The 24,197-nt window shown below is 70.9% G+C and carries 5 protein-coding genes; all 5 read left to right on the top strand.

The window, feature by feature from the left end:
• Positions 1 to 372 precede the first annotated feature (372 nt).
• The 5 genes from fadD26 to AC5Y5V_RS23205 are packed head-to-tail and all read left to right on the top strand — an operon-like array spanning position 373 to position 24,197.
• Positions 373 to 2,130 (top strand): long-chain-fatty-acid--AMP ligase FAAL26/FadD26, encoded by a 1,758-nt coding sequence (gene fadD26, locus AC5Y5V_RS23225; RefSeq protein ID WP_499940284.1) that lies wholly within the window; start codon positions 373 to 375, stop codon positions 2,128 to 2,130.
• Entirely contained in the window at positions 2,127 to 7,652 is a 5,526-nt protein-coding gene (locus tag AC5Y5V_RS23220) for a type I polyketide synthase (RefSeq protein WP_499940270.1), read from the top strand. Before fadD26 ends, AC5Y5V_RS23220 begins: the two co-directional genes overlap by 4 nt.
• The gene (locus tag AC5Y5V_RS23215; RefSeq protein ID WP_499940269.1) at positions 7,652 to 12,262 is read left to right on the top strand and encodes a type I polyketide synthase; all 4,611 of its coding nucleotides are present in this window, start codon (positions 7,652 to 7,654) and stop codon (positions 12,260 to 12,262) included. Before AC5Y5V_RS23220 ends, AC5Y5V_RS23215 begins: the two co-directional genes overlap by 1 nt.
• Positions 12,259 to 18,789, top strand: a complete 6,531-nt coding sequence (locus AC5Y5V_RS23210; RefSeq protein WP_499940268.1) for a type I polyketide synthase — start codon at positions 12,259 to 12,261, stop codon at positions 18,787 to 18,789. The genes AC5Y5V_RS23215 and AC5Y5V_RS23210 overlap by 4 nt, the downstream gene beginning before the upstream one ends.
• Entirely contained in the window at positions 18,786 to 24,197 is a 5,412-nt protein-coding gene (locus AC5Y5V_RS23205; RefSeq protein ID WP_499940267.1) for a type I polyketide synthase, read from the top strand. The genes AC5Y5V_RS23210 and AC5Y5V_RS23205 overlap by 4 nt, the downstream gene beginning before the upstream one ends.

The following is a 24,197-nucleotide window of genomic DNA, read 5'->3' as shown; positions in this document are numbered from 1 at the left end:
TCAGACGTCACTCCAATACCAGCAGGTAACAAGGCCGGCAATCGGCTCCGCCGCTGGCGGCCGCGCGGCTGGCGAACACTGGCGGAACAGTGTGGATTTTTCGAATACTGCCCGCGCACCGCCCTGGAGGTGCTTACCTTACACACGACAAGTAGTTGTACGGGGAGCGGAACTTATTTGGTGCGATCGGACACTACGCGGGTGTGCTTCGATGGGAGAACTGCGTAGTAGTCACATCTGCCTGGTCAGTGCAGACCGGCAGGCCTTTCAGCTGAGGAAGCACCGGCAAGTTCCGCTGTGCGATCCGGGGGCCGGACTCGCAGGGGCTAGCAACAATCACAAGTGCAGAACGCCGAATGGGAGTGTAGTGCGATGCTGACGACCGATCTTTCCGTACCCGCTTTGCTGCAACAGCGGGCGCAAGAACAGGCTGACACCGCTGCGTATACGTATATCGATTACGCATTGGACTCTAAAGGTATTGCCGACAGCCTAACATGGTCTCAGGTCCACCATCGCGCATCCATAATCGCCGAAGAACTCAAATTGTGCGGCAAGCCCGGCGATAGGGTGGCAATTCTGGCGCCCCAGGGGCTGGAATATGTCGTTTCTTTCCTCGGCGCGCTGCAGGCCGGGTTTATCGCCGTTCCCCTGTCTACGCCGCAATACGGTATTCACGACGACCGCGTTTCGGCCGTGCTGCAGGACGCCAAGCCCGTCGCCATCCTGACCACCTCGGCCGTCGTCGGCGAGGTCGCGAAGTACGCCACCGCGCACAACGGCCACGGCGTCGCGTCGGTCATCGAGGTCGACCTGCTCGACTTCTACTCGCCGCGGGAGCTGTCGCCGGTGCTGCCCCGGCACAGCGGCGGGGCGGCGTATCTGCAGTACACGTCGGGATCGACGCGCACGCCGGCCGGCGTCATCGTGTCGCACAAGAATGTCGTCTCCAATGTGACGCAAAGCCTGTACGCCTATTTCGGTGACGTCGCCAATGTGCCGAATTCCGGGACTGTGGTGTCGTGGCTTCCGCTATTCCACGACATGGGGCTGATTCTTGGAATTTGCGCGCCAATGGTCGCCGAGCGCAGCGCCATTTTGACCAGCCCGATGTCCTTTTTGCGGCGCCCGGCCTGCTGGATGCAACTGATGGCCGGGACTGGCGGATCGTGCTTCTCGGCCGCGCCGAATTTCGCGTTCGAGCTGGCCGTGCGCCGGACGTCCGACGAGGACATGAAGGGCCTCGACCTCGGTGACGTGACGATCGTCAGCGGCAGCGAGCGAATTCACGTCGCGACCGTGAAGCGCTTCACCGAGCGTTTCGCCCGCTTCGGGCTCACCCCCACCGCCATCCGCCCGTCGTACGGCCTGGCGGAGGCCACGCTGTACGTGGCGGCTCCCGACCCCGACGACGCGCCCAAGACGGTCCGCTTCGACTACGAGCACCTGTCCGCGGGCCAGGCTCGGCCGTGCGGCACCGAGGGAACGGTCGGCACCGAGCTCATCAGCTACGGCACCCCCGACCCAGAGGCGGTGCGGATCGTGGACCCCGAGACCAGGATCGAGAACCCGGCGGGCACGGTCGGCGAGATCTGGGTGCGCGGCGACCACGTCGCCCTGGGGTACTGGCGCAAGAACGAGCAGACCGCCCGGACGTTCAACGCGCAGATCGCCGACCCCGCCCCCGGCACCCCGGAGGGGCCGTGGCTGCGCACCGGTGACCTGGGCGTCATCGCCGACGACGAACTGTTCATCCTGGGCCGCATCAAGGACATCCTCATCGTCGACGGCCGCAACCACTACCCCGACGACATCGAGGCGACGATCCAGGAGATCACCGGTGGCCGTGTCGCGGCGATCTCCGTGCCGGACGACATCACCGAGCAGCTCGTGGCGATCATCGAACTGAAGCGGCACGGGGCCTCGAGCGAAGAGGCCAAGCACAAGCTCCGCTCGGTGCGCCGTGAAGTGACTTCCGCGATCTCCAGGTCACACAGCCTGCGCGTGGCCGACCTGGTGCTCGTGTCACCCGGGTCGATTCCGATCACCACCAGCGGCAAGATCCGACGATCGGCCTGCGTCGAACGCTACCGGGGCGACGGATTCACGCGGCTGGACGTGACGGTATGACCTCGGGCATCGGCGACGAGGCCGACCTGCGCCACTGGCTGGTCGACTACCTGGTCACCAACATCGGCTGCACGCCCGACGAGGTCGACCCCAACCTCTCGCTGGCCGACCTGGGCGTGAGCTCGCGCGACGCGGTGGTGCTGTCCGGCGAGCTGACCGAGCTGCTGGGCAAGTCCGTGTCCCCGATCGACTTCTGGGAGCACCCGACGATCAACGCGCTGGCCGCCTACCTGACCGCGCCGGAGCCGGACCCGGAATCGGACACCAGGCTCGCGCGCCCGGGCCGCAGTTCGCTCGAGGAGCCGATCGCCGTCATCGGCATGGGCTGCCGCTTCCCCGGCGGCGTCACGGGGCCGGATGCGTTGTGGCAGTTCCTGTGTGACCGCGGCTCCTCGATCGGCAAGGTCCCCGAGGAGCGGTGGAAGCTGTTCGACGACGGCTCCCCCGAGGTCAAGGCGCTGTTGGCGCGCACCACCCGGTGGGGCTCGTTCCTGCCCGACATCGAGTCCTTCGACGCGGAGTTCTTCGAGATCTCCCCCAGCGAGGCCGACAAGATGGACCCCCAGCAGCGTTTGCTGCTGGAGGTGGCCTGGGAAGCGTTGGAGCACGCGGGAATTGCGCCGAACTCGCTGCGCCGTTCGCAGACCGGGGTGTTCGCCGGCTCGTGCCTGAGCGAGTACGGCGCCATCGCCTCCAACGACCTGCCGCAGATCGACGGCTGGAGCAATACCGGTGGCGCCATGAGCATCATCGCCAACCGGCTGTCGTACTTCCTCGACCTGCGCGGCCCGTCCGTCGCGGTCGACACCGCCTGCTCGTCGTCGTTGGTGGCGATCCACCTCGCATGCCAGAGCCTGCGCACCCAGGACTCCCACCTGGCGATCGCGGCCGGCGTGAATCTGTTGTTGACCCCGGCGGTGTTTCGCGGTTTCGACCAGGTCGGCGCGCTGTCACCCACGGGCCGCTGCCGCGCGTTCGACGCGGCCGCCGACGGCTTCGTGCGCGGTGAGGGCGCCGGCGTCGTGGTGCTCAAGCGGTTGACCGACGCGCAGCGTGACGGCGACCGAGTGCTGGCCGTGATCTGCGGCTCGGCGGTCAACCAGGACGGCCGCTCCAACGGCCTGATGGCGCCCAACCCGGCGGCCCAGATGGCCGTGCTGCGCGCGGCCTACGAGAACGCGGGCATGCAGCCGCACGAGGTCGACTACGTCGAAGCCCACGGCACCGGAACGCTTTTGGGCGACCCGATCGAGGCGCGGGCCCTGGGCACGGTACTGGGTCGCGGGCGCTCCGAGGATTCTCCCCTGCTGCTGGGCGCGATCAAGACCAACCTCGGCCACACCGAGGCCGCGGCCGGCATCGCCGGCTTCATCAAGACGGTGCTGGCCGTGCAGCGTGGCACGATCCCGCCGAATCAGCGCTTCGTCAGCCCGAATCCCCACATTCCCTTCGACAACCTGCGGATGAAGGTCGTCGCCGACCAGACCGAATGGCCCGACACGGGGCATCCGCGGCGCGCGGGCGTGTCGTCGTTCGGGTTCGGCGGGACCAACGCGCACGTGGTGCTCGAACAGGGCCAGGAGATGTACGCCGCCCCGGCGTCGCCGCAGGCGTCGGATCCGGCGGTGTCGACGCTCGTCGTCGCCGGCAAGACCCCGCAGCGGGTGGCCGCGACGGCCGCGGTCCTGGCCGACTGGATGGAAGGCGCCGGCGCCGAGATCCCCCTGGCCGACGTCGCCCACACCGTGAACCACCACCGGTCGCGGCAGGCCAAGTTCGGCACCGTCGTCGCGCGTGACCGCGCCCAGGCGGTGGCCGGATTGCGCGCGCTGGCCGACGGCCAGTCCGCGCCGGGCGTGGTCGGCCCGCAGGACAACCCGCCCGGGCCCGGCACCGTGTTCGTCTACTCGGGACGCGGTTCCCAGTGGGCCGGCATGGGCCGCCAATTGCTTTCCGACGAGCCGGCTTTCGCCGCCGCGGTCGAGGGACTGGAACCGGTCTTCGTCGAGCAGGCCGGCTTCTCGCTGCGCGACGTCCTGGCCGGTGGCAAGGAACTGGTCGGCATCGAGCAGATCCAGCTGGGCCTGATCGGCATGCAGCTGGCGCTGACCGAGCTGTGGCGCTCCTACGGCGTGCAACCCGACCTGGTCATCGGCCACTCGATGGGCGAGGTGGCCGCCGCGGTCGTGGCCGGCGCCCTGACGCCGGCCGAGGGGCTGCGGGTGACCGCGACCCGCTCGCGGCTGATGGCGCCGCTGTCCGGGCAGGGCGGCATGGCGCTGCTGGAGCTTGACGCGGCCGCGACCGAGGCCCTGATCGCCGACTACCCGCAGGTGACGCTCGGCATCTACAACTCGCCGCGCCAAACCGTGATCTCCGGGCCCACCGAGCAGATCGACGAGTTGATCGCGCTGGTGCGCGCGCAGGACCGGTTCGCCAGTCGGGTGAACATCGAAGTGGCCCCGCACAATCCGGCGATGGACGCGCTGCAGCCTGCGATGCGTGCGGAGCTGGCCGATCTCGCCCCGCGGACGCCCGCGATCCCGATCATCTCCACCACGTACGCGGACCTGAACTCGCGCCCGACGTTCGACGCCGAGCACTGGGCCACCAACATGCGCAACCCGGTGCATTTCCAGCAGGCAATCACGGCAGCTGGGGCCGATCACCACACCTTCATCGAGATCAGCGCGCATCCGCTGCTGACCCAGGCGGTCACCGACACCCTGCTGTCCGCCCAGCACGGAACCCGCTACACCAGCATCGGTTCGCTGCAGCGCGACGCCGACGACACGATCGCGTTCCACACCAACCTGAACGCCGCGCACGCCACCCACCCGCCGCACACGCCGCACCCGCCGGAGCCGCACCCGGTCATCCCGACCACGCCGTGGCAGCACGCCCGGCACTGGTTCACGCCGCGTCGGCAGGGCAACGCCGCGGGATCGGCGCCGCAGCCGGGCACTCTGCTCGGTCAGCACACCATGGTGTCGTCGAGTCCGCCGACCCACCTGTGGCAGGCGCGGCTGGCGCCCGAGGCCAAGCCGTACCCCGGCCGGCATCGATTCCACGGCGTCGAGGTGGTCCCGGCCTCCGTCGTGCTGCACACCCTGCTTTGTGCGGCAGCGGAATTGGGCTACTCCGCGGTTTCCGGAATCCGATTCGAACAACCTGTGTTCGCCGACCTGCCGCGGCTCGTGCAGGTGGTGGCCCAGGACGAATCGATCACCCTGGCGTCGCGTTCGGCGGACGGATCCGCCGAGCGGTGGATCCGCCACGTCACCGCGCAGCTATCCGCGGCCACCGGCGCCGAGCGCCAGGGCTCCGGCCCAGGACTCCGGGGCCAGCACAATGCGATCCCGGCGATCGACTCGCTGCTCGCGCTGCGCGGCGTCGACGGCCGCCCGTTCGAGTGGTCGGTCGATTCCTGGACGGAGAAGCCGGCGGCCATGGTCGCCGCCGTCGCCCTGCCCGAGGCGTCGGCCGCGCCACTGCTGGACGCCGCGATCCACATCGCGCCGCTGGCGGCCGCCACCGACTCCCGCCTGTACGTGCCCGCCAGTATCGACCTCGCGTGGTCGGGCGCCGTCGACGACACCGTCACTGAACCGCGCGGATCGGTGTCTATCCACACCGCCGCCCGCGACGGTGACGACATCGTCGTCGACGTCACCGCGTCGGCCCACACCGGGCGAGCCTGCTTCTCGATGCGCTCGCTGCGCTACCGGGCGCTGGAACTCGACGGTCCGGCCGAATCAGCCGCCGACGCAAGGCGATTCGCCCACGTGCTGGACTGGCAGCCGCGGCCGGACGCGGAGGGGCAGCCCCGCGCCACCGGGCCTGCCGTCGTGCTTGGCGGCACTGGCGGCGCCGAAACGCTGCGGACCGGCCTCGAGGCCGTCGGCCTCCGGCGCGCCGCCGTGTCCGACGCCCGATACGTGCTCTACGTGGCGGACCCGACGGGCACCGACGAGACCGACACCGACTACGCGGTCCGGGTTTCAGCCGAGATCACGGGGCTGGTAAAGGCGTTGGCGGAACGCGCCCCCGGCAGCCCCGCCGCGCTGTGGATCCTGACCCGCGGCGTGCACGAGGCGGCCGATCCCGCCGCGATCCGACAGAGTTTCCTGTGGGGCCTCGCGGGCGTCATCGCCGCCGAGCATCCCGAATTGTGGGGCGGGCTGGTCGACCTCGCCGCCGGCGGCGACATCGCCGAGCTCGACGTCGAGGCGCTGGCGGGCGCACTGTCCACGCCCAGCAAGTCGGTGCTGCTGCTGCGCGACGGCGTGCTGATGGCCCCGACGGTGGCACCCCTGACCGGACAGCCGGACCGTAAGCCATTGCGATGCAAGGCCGATGCCGCCTACCTCATCACGGGCGGCATGGGTGCGCTGGGCCTGCTGATGGCCGAGTGGCTCGCCGACCGCGGCGCTCGCCGGCTGGTGCTGACCGGCCGCACGCCGTTGCCACCCCGGCGGGAGTGGGAAACGGCCACCCTCGAGTCCGGGCTGCGTCAGAAGATCGACGCGATCCGCGCCCTCGAGGCGCGCGGCGTCGCCGTCGAGGCGGCCGCCGTCGACATCGGGTCCCGCGCGGACGTGCAGGCGCTGTTGGACCGCCGCGACCGCGACGGGGCGCCCCCGATCCGCGGCATCATCCACGCGGCTGGCGTCACCAACGACCAACTGGTGACCCAGATGACAGACGGTCCGGTGCGCGAGGTCATGTGGCCGAAGATCAGCGGTTGCCAGGTGCTGGACGAGGCGTTCCCGGCCGGCAGCGTGGACTTCCTCTACCTGACCGCCTCGGCCGCAGGGATATTCGGCGTACCCGGCCAGGGCGCGTACGCCGCGGCCAACGCCTACCTGGACGCGCTCGCCCGGGCGCGCCGGCAGCGCGGCTGCCACACGCTGAGCGTGGACTGGGTGGCCTGGCGCGGACTCGGGTTCGCCGCCGGAAACCAGATCGTCGCGGAGGAACTGCGGCGGATGGGTTCGCGCGACATCACGCCGGCGGAGGCCTTCACCGCGTGGGAGTACATCGACACGTTCGACGTCGCGCAGGCCGTCGTGGTGCCCGGGATACACCAGTCGTCGTCGGACGCCGACGGGCCGGGCGCGATCCAGGCGCCGCTGGTGCCGGCTAAGAACTGGTCGGCGATGTCGGGGGCGGACGCCCGCGCCGAGCTGGAATCCGGGTTGCGGCGCATCATCGCCTCCGAACTCCGGTTGCCCGAGGCGGAGCTGCACACCGACCGGCCGTTCGCCGAGCTGGGCCTCAATTCGCTGATGGCCATGGCGATTCGGCGTGAGGCCGAACAATTCGTCGGCATCGAGCTGTCCGCCACCATGCTCTTCAACCATCCGACCGTCGCGCTGCTGGCCAAGTACCTGGCCAAAGTTGTGGCGCCGCAGGATGACTCGGAAGAAGACGAGATGGCCGCGCTCTCCGCGTCGGCGGGCAGCGTATTGGACAGCCTGTTTGACCGCATCGAATCGGCGGCAGACGGCGAAAGGTCGTAATGCGAACTGCCTTCAGCCGGATTTCCGGCATGTCCGCGCAGCAGCGCGCCACGCTGGCGGAGGAGTTCACCAAGATCTCACGTATCGCGGTCGCGGAGCCGGTGGCCGTGGTCGGGATCGGGTGCCGGTTTCCGGGCGACGTCGTGGGTCCGGACAGCTTCTGGGACCTGTTGGTGCAGGGCCGCAACGCGATTTCCCGGGTGCCGGAGGACCGCTGGGACGCGGACGCATTCTATGACCCGGACCCGCTGACACCGGGCCGGATGACGACGAAGTGGGGCGGTTTCGTCCCCGACGTCGCGGGCTTCGACGCCGAGTTCTTCGGGATCACGCCGCGCGAGGCCGCCGCGATGGACCCGCAGCAGCGGATGCTGCTCGAGGTGGCGTGGGAGGCCCTGGAAAACGCCGGAATCCCGCCGGACTCGCTGAGCGGCAGCCGGACCGCGGTGATGGCCGGGGTCTACTTCAACGAGTACCAGTCGATGCTGGCCACCAGCCCGGAGAACGTGGACGCGTACAGCGGAACCGGAAACGCCCACAGCATCACCGTCGGCCGCATCTCCTACCTGCTGGGATTGCGGGGCCCGTCCGTGGCGGTGGACACCGCCTGCTCGTCATCGCTGGTGGCCGTGCACCTGGCCTGCCAGAGTCTGCGGCTGCGCGAGACCGACCTGGCCCTGGCGGGCGGCGTCAGCATCACGCTGCGGCCCGAGACCCAAATCGCCATCTCCGCTTGGGGTTTGCTTTCCCCGGAGGGCCGGTGCGCCACGTTCGACGCGGCGGCGGACGGGTTCGTCCGCGGCGAGGGCGCCGGGGTGGTGGTGCTCAAGCGGTTGACCGACGCGGTCCGCGACGGCGACAACGTGCTCGCGGTGGTGCGTGGTTCGGCGGTCAACCAGGATGGTCGGTCCAATGGCGTCACCGCGCCGAACACGGCCGCCCAGATCGACGTGATCGCCGACGCGCTGCGCTCCGGCGATGTGGCGCCCGAAAGCGTGAACTACGTCGAATCACACGGCACCGGCACGATCCTGGGCGACCCCATCGAGTTCGAGGCGCTGGCGTCCACCTACGGGCTTCGAAAAGGCCAGGGCGAGGGCGCATGCGCGCTCGGGGCCGTCAAGACCAATGTCGGCCACCTCGAGGCGGCGGCCGGCATCGCAGGTTTCATCAAGGCGACGCTGGCCGTGCAGCACGGCCACATCCCGCCGAATCTGCATTTCTCGCAGTGGAATCCGTCGATCGACGCGTCGGCGACGCGGTTCTTCGTGCCCACCGAGAACTCCGGGTGGCCCACGCAGGACGGTCCGCGGCGCGCGGCCATCTCGTCGTTCGGACTGGGCGGGACCAACGCGCACGTCATCATCGAGCAGGGGCCGGAGTCGGCGCCCCCGTACGCGGGCGGCACCGACGTTTCCACCCTCGTGTTGACCGGCAAGTCGGCGCAGCGGGTCGCCGCGACGGCGGAGAACCTGGCCGACTGGCTGGAAGGTCCGGGCGCCGCGGTGCCCCTGGCCGATGTCGCGCACACCGTCAACCATCACCGCGCGCGGCACGCCAAGTTCGGCGCCGTCGTCGCTCGCGACCGCGCCGACGCGGTGGCCGGGTTGCGCGCCCTGGCCGCCGGCCAGCACGCTCCCGGCGTGGTGCACGGCCAGGACGGAAAGCCCGGCCCGGGAACGGTATTCGTGTACTCCGGGCGTGGTTCGCAGTGGGCCGGAATGGGCCGCCGGCTGCTGGCCGACGAACCAGCGTTCGCCGCGGCGGTGGCCGAACTGGAACCGGTGTTCGTCGAGCAGGCCGGCTTCTCGCTGCACGACGTGCTGGCGGGCGGCAAGGAACTGGTCGGCATCGAGCAGATCCAGCTGGGCCTGATCGGCATGCAGCTGACCCTGACGCAGCTGTGGCGCTCCTACGGGGTGCAGCCGGACCTGGTCATCGGACATTCGATGGGCGAGGTGGCCGCCGCCGTGGTGGCCGGGGCGCTCACGCCGGCCGAGGGGCTGCGGGTGACCGCGACCCGCTCCCGGCTGATGGCGCCGCTGTCCGGTCAGGGCGGCATGGCGCTACTGGGGCTCGACGCCGCGGCCACCGAGGCGCTGATCGCCGCCCACCCGCAGGTGACGCTCGGCATCTACAACTCACCGCGCCAAACCGTCATCGCCGGTCCGACGGACCAGATCGACGCCCTGATCGACGCGGTCCGCGCACAGAACAAATTCGCCGGCCGGGTCAATATCGAGGTGGCCCCGCACAATCCGGCCATGGACGCGCTACAGCCGGCTATGCGTGCGGAGCTGGCCGATCTGTCGCCGCGGCCACCGACCATCCCGATCATCTCCACCACCTACGCGGATCTGGACACCCGGGTGGTGTTCGACGCCGAGCACTGGGCCACCAACATGCGCAACCCGGTGCGCTTCCAGCAGGCCATCGAATCCGCGGCGGCGCAGCACCACACGTTCATCGAGGTCAGCGGGCACCCGCTGCTGACGCAGGCCATCGCCGACACCGTCGAAAGCGCGCACCCGCAACGCCGCTACCGCAATCTCGGGACGCTGCAGCGCGACACCGACGACACCGTCACGTTCCGCACCAGCCTCTATTCCGTCGACAGCACGCAACCACCGCAAACCCCGCACCCGCCCGAGCCGCACCCGGCCGTGCCCCCCACGCCCTGGCAGCACACCCGGCACTGGCTCAGCACCACGCCGGCCCGCGCGGCGGCGCCGGAAACCCTCGGCCGCAACGGTAATGCGCCGAGTCCGAGCGACGGCAGTGTCGTGGACGGGTGGAGCTACCAGCTGGACTGGCCGGCCCGCCCGCTCTCCAGCGAACCCGGTGAGACCCCCGTCGCGACCGCCGCGTCATGGCTCGTCGTGGCCGACCCGGCCCTGTCCGACGAACTGACCCTCGTCGCCGACCCCGGGTCGCGCGTGGAGTTCCTGGCGCCGTCGGCCCTCGACGACGTCGAGACGCCCGGGTTGCATGAGCTGCTCGCGGGCGTCGATCGGGTGCTCTACGCGCCGCCCGTCACCGCCGAGACCGTCGACGTCGAGTCGGCCTACCGCCTGTTCCACGCGGCGCGCCGACTGGCCGGAGCGATGATCGCGGCGGGCGGTACCGCCAAGCTCACGGTCCTGACCCGCAACGCGCAGCCCGTCGCGGTCGGCGAGCGCGCCAATCCCGCCCACGCGGTGCTGTGGGGCCTGGGCCGCACACTCGCGCTGGAGCATCCCGAAATCTGGGACCGGGTCATCGATCTCGACGAATCGGTGCCCGCCGAACTGGCAGCGCGGTGCGTGCTGGACGAAGCCGCCACGAGCGACGGCGAGGACCAGGTGGTCTACCGCGCGGGGGTGCGCCGCGCCCCACGGCTGCAGCGGCGGGCGATGTCCCCGCTGCCGCCGACGACCCTGGGCGCGGACACCAGCCAGCTCGTCATCGGGGCCACCGGCAACATCGGACCGCATCTGATCCGCCAGCTCGCGGACATGGGGGCCAAGACGATCGTCGCGGTGTCCCGCAATCCCGGCGCCCGGTTGGCGGAGTTGGCCGAAACCCTCGCCGCGACGGGCACCAGCCTGGTCCAGGTCGCAGCCGACGCGACCGACCCCGCCGCGATGACCGCGCTGTTCGACCGGTTCGGGGCGGACCTGGCGACGCTGGAGGGCATCTACCTGGCGGCCTTCGGCGGCCAGCCGGTGTTGCTGTCCGACATGACCGACGACGACGTCGCCGCGATGTTCCGGCCGAAGCTGGACGCCGCCCGGCTGTTGCATCGGCTGTCGCTGAAACAGCCTGTCAAGCACTTCGTTTCGTTCTCCTCGATCTCGGGCCTGATCGGCTCGCGGTGGCTGGGGCACTACACCGCGACCAGCGCCTTCATCGACACCCTGGGCTACGCGCGGCGTCTGGTGGGCCTGCCCGCGACGGTCGTCGCGTGGGGGCTGTGGAAATCGCTGGCCGACGCGCAGCAGGATGCGGGTCAGGTCAGTGCCGACTCGGGGCTGCAGCCCATGGATGACGGGGTGGCCATCGGGGCGCTGCCGCTGGCCATGAGCCCGAGCGCCGGTGTGCAGTCGGTTGTGGTGGCCGCGGATTGGCCGCTGCTGGCCGCCGCGTACCGCACCCGCGGGACGCTGCGCATCGTGGACGACCTGCTGCCGGCGCCCGAAGACATCGCGTTGCCGGAGAGCGAATTTCGCAAAGCCCTGCGCAACGCGCAGCCGGAACGCCGCCACCAGACGCTGTTCGACCACGTCGGCGCCCTGGCCGCGGCGGTGATGGGAATGCCCGCCAACGAGACGCTCGACCCGTCGGCCGGCTTCTTCCAGCTCGGCATGGACTCCCTGATGAGCGTGACGCTGCAGCGGAGATTATCCGAAAGCCTGGGCGAGTTCCTGCCGGCGTCCGTAGTGTTTGACTACCCGACCGTTTACAGCCTCACCGACTACCTTGCCACCGTCCTGCCCGAGCTCATCGAGACCGCCTCGGCAGAGGTGGCGGCGGTGGCCGAGGAGCCGGCGGTCGCGGACGACGACTACGACGACTTCACCGAAGCCGAGTTGTTGGAACAACTTTCGGACAGACTCAAAGGAACACAATGACCGGCGCGACACCCGATCGCCGGGCGATCATCACCGAGGCGCTGCGCAAGATCGACGATCTGACGGCGCGCTTGGAAATCGCCGAGAAAGCCAGCAGCGAACCGATCGCGGTGGTCGGCATGGGCTGCCGATTCCCGGGCGGTGTCGACAACCCGGAGCAGTTCTGGGAGATGTTGCGCGACGGGCGAAACGGCATCGTGCGGGTCCCCGCCGACCGGTGGGACGCCGACGCCTTCTACACCGAGGACCACACCGTCCCCGGCACCATCTGCAGCCGCGACGGCGGCTTTCTGACCGGCTGGCAGCCGGCCGAGTTCGACGCGGAGTTCTTTTCGATCTCGCCGCGTGAGGCCGCGGCGATGGACCCGCAACAGCGGCTGTTGATCGAAGTCGCCTGGGAGGCGCTGGAAAACGCGGGCGTCGCGCCGCACACCATTCGCGGGACGCAGACCGGCGTGTTCGTCGGCGTCACCGCCTACGACTACATGCTCACCCTGGCCGGCCGACTGCGGCCCGAAGACCTCGACGCCTACATCCCCACCGGGAATTCGGCGAACTTCGCCGCCGGGCGCCTCGCCTACATCCTCGGCGCCCGCGGGCCCGCGGTGGTGATGGACACCGCCTGCTCGTCGTCGTTGGTGGCGATACACCTGGCCTGCCAGAGCCTGCGGGTGCGCGAGACCGACATGGCGCTGGTCGGCGGGACCAACCTGCTGCTCAGCCCGGGGCCGAGCATCGCCTGCTCGCGGTGGGGAATGCTGTCGCCCGAGGGTCAGTGCAAGACCTTCGACGTGTCCGCCGACGGCTACGTCCGCGGCGAGGGCGCCGGGGTGGTGGTGCTCAAGCGCCTCGACGACGCGCTCCGCGACGGCAACCGGGTGCTGGCCGTGGTGCGCGGTACCGCGGTCAACCAGGACGGCGCCAGCAGCGGCGTCACGGTGCCCAACGGGCCTGCCCAGCAGGCGCTGCTGCGCACCGCGTTGGCGTCGTCGAAGCTGCGGCCCGCCGACATCGACTACATCGAGGCCCACGGCACCGGAACCCCGCTGGGCGACCCGATCGAACTCGACTCGCTGAGCAAGGTTTTCGGTGACCGGGAGAGTTCTGAGCCGCTGGTGATCGGGTCGGTGAAGACCAACGTCGGCCACCTGGAAGCGGCGGCGGGTGTCGCCGGGTTCATGAAGGCCGTGCTGGCCATCCGCAACGGCTACATTCCCCGGCACCTCAACTTCACCCGGCTGACGGGGCACGCCAGCGAGGCCGCCACCCGGCTGAACATCGCCGCCGACGGCGCGCAGTGGCCAACGACCGGCCGCCCGCGCCGCGCCGGCGTCAGCTCGTTCGGCGTCAGCGGGACCAACGCGCACGTGGTGCTGGAGCAGGCGCCCGAATCCGTGGTCCCCCAACCCAGTCCGGCGCCCGCCCTGTCGACGCTGGTGGTGTCCGGCAAGTCGGCGCAGCGGGTGGCCGCGACGGCCGGGGTGCTCGCGGACTGGATGGAGGGCGCGGGAGCCGACGTGGCGCTGGCGGACGTCGCGCACACCGTCAACCATCATCGGCCCCGGCAGACGAAGTTCGGCACGGTGGCCGCCGTCGACCGGGCCCAGGCGGTGGCCGGGTTGCGCGCGCTCGCGTCGGGTGAGGCCGCGCCCGGCGTGGTGCCCCCCCGGGAGGCTTCCGTCGGGCCGGGCACCGTGTTCGTCTACTCGGGACGAGGATCGCAGTGGGTCGGCATGGGCCGCCAACTGCTGGCCGACGAACCTGCGTTCGCCGCGGCCGTCTCCGAGCTGGAATCCGATTTCATTGCCCAGGCCGGGTTTTCGCTGCACGACGTGATCGCCGGTGGCAAGGAGCTGGTCGGCATCGAGCAGATCCAGCTGGGCATCATCGGGATCCAGTTGGCGCTGACCGCGCTGTGGCGCTCCTACGGCGTGGTTCCCGACGCGGTGATCGGTCACTCGATGGGCGAGGTCGCCGCCGCCGTCGTGGCCGGAGCGCTGACCCCCGCCCAGGGCTTCCGCGTGACCGCGACCCGGTCGCGGCTGATGGCGCCGCTGTCCGGGCAGGGCACGATGGCGTTGCTGGAACTCGATGCCGAGGCCACCGAGGCGCTGATCGCCGACTACCCGCAGGTGACCCTCGGGATCTATGCCTCCCCACGGCAATCCGTGATCTCCGGGCCGACCGCAACGATCGACGAACTCGTCGACCGGGTGCGCCAGGAGGGCGGTTTCGCCAGCCGGGTCAACATCGAGGTGGCCCCGCACAACCCGGCGATGGACGCGCTGCAACCGGCCATGCGTGCGGAACTGGCCGATCTCACGCCGCAGCCGCCGACCATCCCGATCATCTCCACCACCTACGCCGACCTGACCGGCACGCCGCGCTTCGACGCCGAACACTGGGCCGTCAACATGCGCAACCCCGTGCGCTTCCACCAGGCCATCACGCACGCTCACAGCGCTCTGGGCGGCCCCTACCACACGTTCATCGAGGTCAGCGCGCATCCGCTGCTGACCCATTCCATCAGCGACATTCTCAAGGGCGGCAATGAAACACAAGGAGAAACCGCCAACTTCCTGAGCATCGGCACGCTGCTCCGCGACGCCCACGACACCCTGACGTTCCACACCAACCTCAACGCCTCACACACCAGCCACCCGCCCCAGACCCCGCACCCGCCCGAGCCGCACCCGGTGCTGCCCACCACCCCGTGGCAGCACGCCGAGCACTGGATCAGCGCCAGTTCGGCCGCCTATCACATGGCAAACACCCATCCGCTGTTGGGAATTGGCGTCACCGACCCGACCAACGGCACCCGCGTGTGGGAAAGCGAGCTGGAACCGGATCTGCTGTGGCTCGGCGACCACGTCATCGACGACCTGGTGGTGCTGCCGGGCGCGGCATACGCCGAAATCGCCCTGGCGGCAGCGGCCGACAGCTTCGACGCGGACCAGCCGTGGCTGATCAGTGAGCTTGACCTGCATCAGATGCTGCACGTCACCGAGGGCACCGTCCTGGTCACCACGCTCACCGGCGACGAGCAGCGGTGCCAGGTCGAAATCCGCACCCGCAGCGGCACTTCGGGATGGACCACGCACGCCACCGCCACGCTCGCGCGCGCTGCCCAGGACGCGCCCGCGCCCACCTTGGAGGCGGTCGACACCGGCGAAGCACTCGACCCCGACGACCTGTACCAGCGTCTGCGCGGCGCCGGCCAGCAGCACGGCCCGGCGTTCCAGGGCATCGTGGGCCTCGGCGTCACGGCGTCCGGCGCCGCGGCCGCCGACGTGCGGCTACCCGCTTCGGCCAGAACGGGTTCGCGCGACTTCCTGCTGCATCCGGTGATGATGGACATCGCCCTGCAGACGCTGGGCGCCACCAAGATGGCGACCGACATGTCCGACGGGCAGACCGCCCGCAAGACCCTCGTCGTTCCGAAGCGCTACGCGGGCGTACACGTCTACGGCGACGTCACCCGCGGGGTCCGCGCGGTCGGCTCGCTGTCGGCCACCGACGGCCGACTGGTGGGCGACGTCGTGCTGACCGATGCGGACGGCCGGCCGGTGCTCGTCATCGACGAGGTCGAGATGGCGGTGCTGGGGGCTGGCGGCGGCGCAACGGAACTCGCCGACCGCCTGTTCGCCCTGGAGTGGGAGCCCGCCCCGCTGGAGAAGGCCGCAGTCCCCGAGTCCGCCGGGACAGGCGCGCTGCTGCTGATCGGCACCGGGGACCTGCCGCCCGCGCTGCAGTCCTCGCTGCGCGACCGCTCGGGCCACCCCGACGCCCACGTCGAGGTCACCGCGGCCGAGGACGCCGCGACACTGCGCGCGGCCATCGCCCGCCCCGACATCGTCTGGGACGGCATCGTTCTCGTCTACCCGCCGCGGTCGGTCGACGAATCACTCTCGGAGCAGGCGCAACTGGACCTGGTGCAGTCGCGCACCCTACTGATCGCGAGCGTGGTCGAGACGCTGACGCGAATGGGTGCCCGCAAGAGCCCGCGGCTGTGGATCGTCACCCGCGGAGCCACCCAGCTCGACCCGGCCGACCCAGTCACGTTGGCGCAGACGGGACTACGCGGGCTCGCGCGGGTGCTGACCTTCGAGCATTCGGAACTCAAGGCCACGCTGGTGGACATCGAGGCCGAGGGCAACGCCCCGGTGGCCGAGCTGACCGAGGAGCTCCTCGCCGGAGCCGATCACGACGAGATCGCCTACCGCGACGGCCAGCGCTACGTCAACCGGCTGGTGCCCGCGCCCACCACGGCCAAGGGCGAACTGGTCGGCGAAATCCGCCGCACGGTGCTGCCGCTGGACGGCACCGCGGCGGTCCGGCTGCAGATCGACCAGGCCGGACGGCTCGACGCGCTCAACGTCCACCAGGTCAAGCGCCCCAAGCCGCGCGGCGATCAGGTCGAGGTCCGCGTCGCCGCCGCGGGGCTCAACTTCAGCGACGTGCTCAAGGCGATGGGCGTGTATCCGGGCCTCGACGGGGCGGCGCCCGTGATCGGCGGCGAGTGCGTCGGTTACGTCACCGCCGTCGGCGAGGACGTCGATTCCGTCGAGGTCGGGCAGCGCGTGATCGCCTTCGGTCCCGGAACATTCGGCACCCACCTCGGCACGATCGCCGATCTCGTCGTCCCGATTCCCGACACGCTGCCCGACAACGAGGCGGCCACGTTCGGGGTCGCGTACCTGACCGCCTGGCACTCCCTGTGCGAGGTCGGGCGGCTGGCCCCCGGCGAGCGCGTGCTCATCCACTCGGCCACCGGCGGCGTCGGCATGGCGGCGCTGTCGATCGCGAAGATGGTCGGCGCCCGCATCTACACGACGGCCGGCTCGGACGTGAAGCGCGAAGCGCTGGCCGCGCTCGGCGTCGAGTACGTCGGCGACTCGCGGACCGTGGACTTCGCCGACGAGATCCTCGAGCTCACCGACGGCTACGGCGTGGACGTCGTACTCAATTCGCTGGCAGGCGAGGCGATTACGCGCGGCGTGCAGATCCTGGCGCCCGGCGGGCGGTTCATCGAGCTGGGCAAGAAGGACGTCTTCGCCGACGCGAAGCTGGGCTTGGCGGCGCTGGCGAAAAGCGCGTCGTTCGCCGTCGTCGACCTGGACCTGAACCTGAAGCTGCAGCCCGCGAAGTACCGCCAACTGCTGCAACACATCCTGGGCCACGTCGCCGACGGCAAGCTCGAGGTGCTGCCCGTCACCGAGTTCAGCCTGCACGACGCGGCCGACGCGTTCCGGCTGATGGCGTCGGGCAAGCACACCGGCAAGATCGTGGTCTCGATACCGGATTCCGGCAGCATCGAGGCGATCGCCGCGCCGCCGCCGCAGCCGCTGGTGAGCCGCGACGGCGGCTACCTGATCGTCGGCGGCATGGGCGGCCTCGGCTTCGTGATCGCCCGCTGGCTGGCCGAACAGGGCGCGGGACTGATTGTCCTGAACGGACGTTCGGCACCCGAGGCCGACGTGGCGGCCGCCATCGCCGACCTCAACGCGGCGGGCCACCGCATCGAGGTCGTCACCGGCGACATCGCCGAGCCCGGCACGGCCGAGGCGCTGGTGCGGGCCGTCGACGACGCCGGCTTCCGGCTGGCCGGTGTCCTGCACAGCGCGATGGTGCTGGCCGACGAGATCGTGCTGAACATGACGGAATCCGCCGCCCGGCGCGTGTTCGCGCCGAAGGTCGCCGGCAGCTGGCGACTGCACCAGGCCACCGCCGCGCGGGACGTCGACTGGTGGCTCACGTTCTCCTCGGCGTCCGCGCTGCTCGGTACGCCGGGGCAGGGCGCCTACGCGGCCGCGAACTCGTGGGTGGACGGCCTTGTCGCGCACCGGCGTTCGGCGGGCCTGCCCGCCGTCGGGATCAACTGGGGCCCGTGGGCCGAGGTCGGGCGGGCGCAGTTCTTCAAGGATCTCGGCGTCGCCCTGATCTCCGTCGAGGACGGTCTGGCCGCGATGCAGACGGTGCTGGCCGCGGACCGGGGCCGCACCGGCGTGCTCACCCTCGACGCCCGGCAGTGGTTCCAGTCCTTCCCCGCGGTGGCCGGATCGTCGCTGTTCGCGAAGCTGCATGACGCCGCCGCGCTGAAGGCGGGGGCTCGGCGTGGCGGCGGCAAGATCCGGGCGCAGCTGGACGCCCTCGAACCGGCCGAACGGCCCGGACACTTGGCGGCGGCGATCGCCGACGAGATCCGCGGCGTGCTGCGCTCGAGCGATCCCATCGACCACAACCGGCCGCTGGAGACGCTCGGTCTCGACTCGCTGATGGGCCTCGAACTGCGAAACCGGCTGGAAGCCAGCCTGGACATCACCCTGCCGGTGGCGCTGGTGTGGGCATACCCCACGATCAGTGATCTCGCGACCGCGCTGTGCGAGCGGATGGACTACGCGACGCCGGCGACCGTGCAGGAGGCGGCCGAAGATTCCGAGCCCGAGCTGTCGGACGAGGAGATGGACCTGCTGTCCGACCTGGTAGACGCCAGCGAGCTGGAAGCCGCGACGAGGGGCGAGTCATGACAAGTCTGGCGGAGCGCGCGGCGCAGCTGTCGCCGAACGCGCGGGCGGCGCTCGCCCGCGAGCTGGTCCGGGCGGGCACGGCCTTCCCGACCGACATCTCGGAGCCGATCGCGGTGGTCGGCATCGGGTGCCGCTTCCCGGGGAATGTCACTGGGCCGGAAAGCTTTTGGCAACTGCTGGTCGACGGCGTGGACACCATCGCCGAGGTGCCGCCGGACCGCTGGGACGCCGACGCGTACTACGACCCGGACCCGGCCGCGTCGGGGCGGATGACCACCAAGTGGGGCGGGTTCCTCACCGACGTCGACGCGTTCGACGCCGACTTCTTCGGCATCACGCCGCGCGAGGCGGTGGCGATGGACCCGCAGCACCGGATGCTGCTCGAAGTCGCCTGGGAGGCCCTCGAACACGCGGGCATCCCGCCGGATTCGTTGAGCGGCACGCGAACCGCCGTGATGGCGGGGTTGTCATCGTGGGACTACACGATCGTCAACATCGAGCGCATGGCCGACATCGATGCCTACCTGAGCACCGGAACCCCGCACTGCGCGGCCGTGGGGCGGATCTCCTACCTGCTGGGGCTGCGCGGTCCGGCCGTCGCCGTGGACACCGCCTGCTCGTCGTCGCTGGTGGCGATTCACTTGGCGTGTCAGAGCCTGCGGCTGCGGGAGAGCGACGTGGCCCTGGCCGGCGGGGTGCAGCTCACGCTGTCGCCGTTCACCGCCATCGCGCTGTCCAAGTGGTCGGCCCTGTCGCCGACCGGGCGCTGCAACAGCTTCGACGCCAACGCCGACGGCTTCGTGCGCGGCGAAGGCTGCGGCGTGGTGGTGCTCAAGCGGCTGGCCGACGCGGTCCGCGACCAGGACCGGGTGCTCGCCGTGGTCCGCGGTTCGGCGACCAACCAGGACGGCCGGTCCAACGGCATGACCGCCCCGAACGCGCTGGCGCAGCGCGACGTGATCACCACCGCCCTCAAGCTCGCCGACGTGACCCCCGACAGCGTGAACTACGTCGAAACACACGGCACCGGAACCATTTTGGGTGACCCCATCGAGTTCGAGTCGCTGGCCGCGACGTACGGTCGCGGCGAAGGTTCGTGCGCCCTGGGCTCCGTCAAGACCAACATCGGCCACTTGGAGGCCGCCGCCGGCGTCGCCGGATTCATCAAGACGGTGCTGGCCGTCGAGCGCGGGCGCGTCCCGCGCAACCTGCACTTCAACCGGTGGAACCCGGCGATCGACGCGTCGGGGACGCGGCTGTTCGTGCCCACCGAGAGCGGCGCATGGCCGGCCGGCACGGGTCCGCGCCGGGGAGCCGTGTCGTCGTTCGGGCTCAGCGGGACCAACGCGCACCTGGTGATCGAGCAGGCCCCCGACGTGACCGCGCCGGCACCCGTCGGGACGCAGCCCGTTTCGGTCCTCACGGTGTCGGGCAAGACCGCGGCGCGGGTGGCGTCGGCCGCCGCGGCGCTGGCGGACTGGCTGTCCGGGCCGGGCGCGGGCACCCCGCTCGCCGACGTCGCGCACACGCTGAACCGGCACCGCACCCGGCACCCCAAGTTCGCCACCGTCGTCGCGCGCGACCGCGCCGAGGCGGTCGCCGGTCTGCGCGCGCTGGCGGCCGGACAGCCTTGCGTCGGCGTGGTGGGTTGCGACCAGCACGCCAGCGCGCCCGGCCGCGTCTTCGTGTATTCCGGTCAGGGATCACAGTGGGCGGGGATGGGGCGGCAGTTGCTGGCCGACGAGCCCGCATTCGCCAAGGCGGTGGCCGAGCTGGAGCCGATCTTCGTTGCCCAGACCGGCTTTTCGCTGCAGCAGACGCTGCTCGACGGCGACGAGGTGGTGGGCATCGACCGCATCCAGCCGGTGCTGGTCGGGATGCAGCTGGCGCTGACGGAGCTGTGGCGCTCCTACGGCGTAACGCCGGACGCCGTGATCGGGCATTCGATGGGCGAGGTCGCGGCCGCGGTGGTGGCCGGCGCGCTGACCCCCGAGCAGGGCCTGCGGGTGATCGCCACCCGGTCGCGGCTGATGGCCAGGCTGTCGGGGCAGGGCGCGATGGCCCTGCTGGAGCTGGACGTCGAGACTGCCGAGGCGCTGCTCGCCGACTACCCGGACGTGACGCTGGCGGTGCACGCCTCCCCGCGCCAGTCGGTGATCGCGGGGCCGCCGGAGGCGGTGGACGCGGTGATCGCGGCGGTGGCGGCGCAGAACCGGCTGGCGCGCCGCGTCGAGGTCGACGTCGCCTCGCATCACCCGATCATCGACCCGATACTGCCCGAGTTGCGCAGCGCGCTGGCGGATTTGACTCCGCAGCCGCCGAGCATCCCGATCATCAGCACCACACTCCCCCGCGCCGACGAGCACCCGCGGCCGGTCATGGACGCCGACTACTGGTCGGCCAACCTGCGCAACCCGGTGCGCTTCCACCAGGCCGTCGCCCAAGCGGGAGGCGCGAACCACACGTTCGTCGAAATCAGCCCGCACCCCGTGCTCACCCACGCCATCACCGACACGCTCGGCGAGGGCAGTCACCTGGTCACCCATACCGTTTTGGGCGCGATGAACCGCGACGCCGACCAGACCCTGTTCTTCCACGCCCAGCTCGCCACCGTCGGCGCCGGCGCGTCCGACGCCACCGTCGGCCGCCTGGTGGACCTGCCGCCCGCACCGTGGCAACACAGCAGGTTCTGGGTCGCGGACCGCTCGGCGATCGCCCAGCTGACCTCCGGCCACCCGCTGCTCGGCGCGCACATCGAAACGCCCACCGGAGCGCATGTCTGGCAGTCCGACGTCGGCACGGACGTCAGTCCCTGGCTGGCCGATCACAAGGTGTTCGGTCAGGCCATCATGCCGGCCGCCGGGTTCGCCGAGATCGCTCTGGCGGCGGCCACCGAGGCGCTGGGCGGAACCGTCTCGATCCACCAGCTCGAGGTCGAGCAGATGCTGCCGCTGGACGGCCACACCCAGCTGACCACGCAGCTGATCCGCGGGGCGGACGGCAAGAGCCACATCGAAATCTATTCCCGCACGGCCACCGGCGAATTCACCCGGCACGCCACCGCGCGGGCGGAGCAGACCCAGCAGGCCGCGCCGGGCCGCGACGACGCCGGGCGCGCTTCCGGCGGCCAAACCGTGTCGCCGGCCGACTTCTACGCCCTGCTGCGGCAGACGGGACAGCACCACGGCCCCGCCTTCGCGGGCCTGACCCGCATCACCCGGCTGCCCGACGGTTCCGCCGAAACCGAGATCACGGTTCCCGACGAGGTTCCCCGGCATCCCGCGTACCGGCTGCACCCCGTCGTGCTGGACAGCGCCATGCAGAGCGTGGGCGCCGCGATACCCGACGACGAGGTCGCCGGTTCGACCGAAACCAGCTACCTGCCAGTCTCGTTCGAGTCCGTCCGGGTGTACCGCGAGATCGGCCGGCACCTGACGTGCCGCGCCCGCCTGACGAACCTCGACGGCGGCGCCGGCAAGCTGGGCAAGGTCGTGCTGGTCGACGACTCCGGCTCGGTCGCGGCCGAGGTCGACGGCATCTATCTGCGCCGCGTCGAACGCCGCGCGGTGCCACTGCCGCTGGCGCAGAAGGTCTTCGACGCCGAATGGGTCGAGAACCCGATCACGGCAGCGGATTCGGCGGCGGCCCCGGAAGCCGCACCCGGAAGTTGGCTGGTGCTCACCGATCCGGCGCTGGGCGCGTCGGGCAAGGCGGGGGCCGACGAGTTCGCGCAGCGGTGGCGCTCACCGCAACGTCCGGTGCACACCGCCGACCTGCACAACGAGTCGGCGATGCTGGCGGCGTTCGCCGAAACGGCGGGCGACCCGGACCATCCCCCCGCCGGCCTGGTGGTCTTCGTCGGCGGTGCCTCGACCGGACTCGACGACGGGCTTTCGGCCGCGCGCGACACGGTGTGGTCGATCGCGACCGTCGTGCGCGCGGTGGTCGGCACGTGGCACGGTCGATCGCCGCGGCTGTGGCTGGTCACCCGGGGCGGGCTCGCGGTGACCGACGACGAGCCGGTGACCCCGGCGACGGCCGCCCTGAAGGGCCTCGTTCGCGTCCTCGCCTTCGAGCACCCGGACCTGCGCGCGACACTGCTGGATCTGGATGCGGCGCAAGACACCTTCGCCGCACTGACCGCCGAACTGCACGACACCGGCGGCGACGACGTCATCGCGCGCCGCGGTGAGCGGCGGTTCGTCGAACGCCTGGCGCACGCCAACCTCGACACCGGCAAGCACAACCCCGTGGTCCGCCAGGGCGCGTCCTACATCGTCACCGGTGGTCTCGGCGGCCTCGGCCTGGTGGTCGCCAAATGGCTGGTGGACCGCGGAGCCGGCCGGGTGGTCCTCAACGGCCGCAGCGAGCCCAACGACGACGCGCGCAAGGTGCTGACCGAGTTGGAAACGCGCGCCGAAATCGTCGTCGTCGCAGGCGATGTGGCCGCGCCCGGGGTTGCCGACCGGCTCATCGAGGCCGCCGGGCAAACCGACCTGCGCGGAATCGTGCACGGCGCGGCCGTCATCGAAGACAGCCTGGTGTTCTCCATGACCAAGGAGAACCTGGACCGGGTGTGGGCCCCCAAGGCCGCCGGCGCGCTGCGGATGCACCACGCCAGCACCGGCTGCGAGCTGGACTGGTGGCTCGGATTCTCCTCCGTCGCTTCGCTGTTGGGCTCCCCCGGGCAGGGGGCTTACGCCTGCGCCAGCGCGTGGCTCGACGCACTGGTCGCGTGGCGGCGGGCCGCCGGCCTGCCCGCGGCGGCGATCAACTGGGGACCGTGGTCTGAGGTGGGCGTCGCCCAGGCCCTGGTGGGCAGCGTGCTCGACACCATCACGCCGGCCGAGGGCATCGAGGCGCTCGACACGCTGCTGGCCGCCGACCGCGGCCTGACCGGCGTGGCGCGGCTGCGTGCCGACCGGGCGCTGGTCGCCTTCCCCGAGATCCGCGGCATCGGCTACTTCACCCGGGTGGTCGAGGAGCTGGACACCGCGGGCGACCTCGGCGACTGGGCCGGCCCCGACGCGCTGCGGGACCTGGACCCCGCGGAGGCGCAGCGCCTGGTGACCGAGCGGATGTGCGCGCGCATCGCCGCGGTGATGGGCTACGCCGACCGATCGGCCGTCGACGCGGGCATGCCCCTGACCGAGCTGGGCCTGGATTCCCTGATGGCCGTGCGGATCCGCAACGGCGCGCGGGCCGACTTCGGGGTGGAGCCGCCGGTGACGCTGATCCTGCAGGGCGCCTCCCTGCGGGACCTGACGGCCGACCTCATGAGTCAACTCGGGCTCTCGAGTCCCGACGAGGGCACACAGAAGACAGACAGTGTTCGCGACCGGGCGCAGCAGCGCGCCGCGGCGCGCCAGGGCGCAGCGATGCGGCGCCGACCCAGACCTCCTACCTAG

The sequence above is a fragment of the Mycobacterium sp. NGS68 genome (assembly GCF_059812195.1).
The sequence above is the reverse complement of the archived record's forward strand: the minus strand, read 5'-3'. Positions and strand labels throughout refer to the sequence as shown.

Coding starts and splice junctions, on each gene's coding strand:
- fadD26 (WP_499940284.1), top strand. CDS start 373: ATGCTGACGACCGATCTTTCCGTACCCGCTTTGCTGCAACAGCGGGCG.
- AC5Y5V_RS23220 (WP_499940270.1), top strand. CDS start 2,127: ATGACCTCGGGCATCGGCGACGAGGCCGACCTGCGCCACTGGCTGGTC.
- AC5Y5V_RS23215 (WP_499940269.1), top strand. CDS start 7,652: ATGCGAACTGCCTTCAGCCGGATTTCCGGCATGTCCGCGCAGCAGCGC.
- AC5Y5V_RS23210 (WP_499940268.1), top strand. CDS start 12,259: ATGACCGGCGCGACACCCGATCGCCGGGCGATCATCACCGAGGCGCTG.
- AC5Y5V_RS23205 (WP_499940267.1), top strand. CDS start 18,786: ATGACAAGTCTGGCGGAGCGCGCGGCGCAGCTGTCGCCGAACGCGCGG.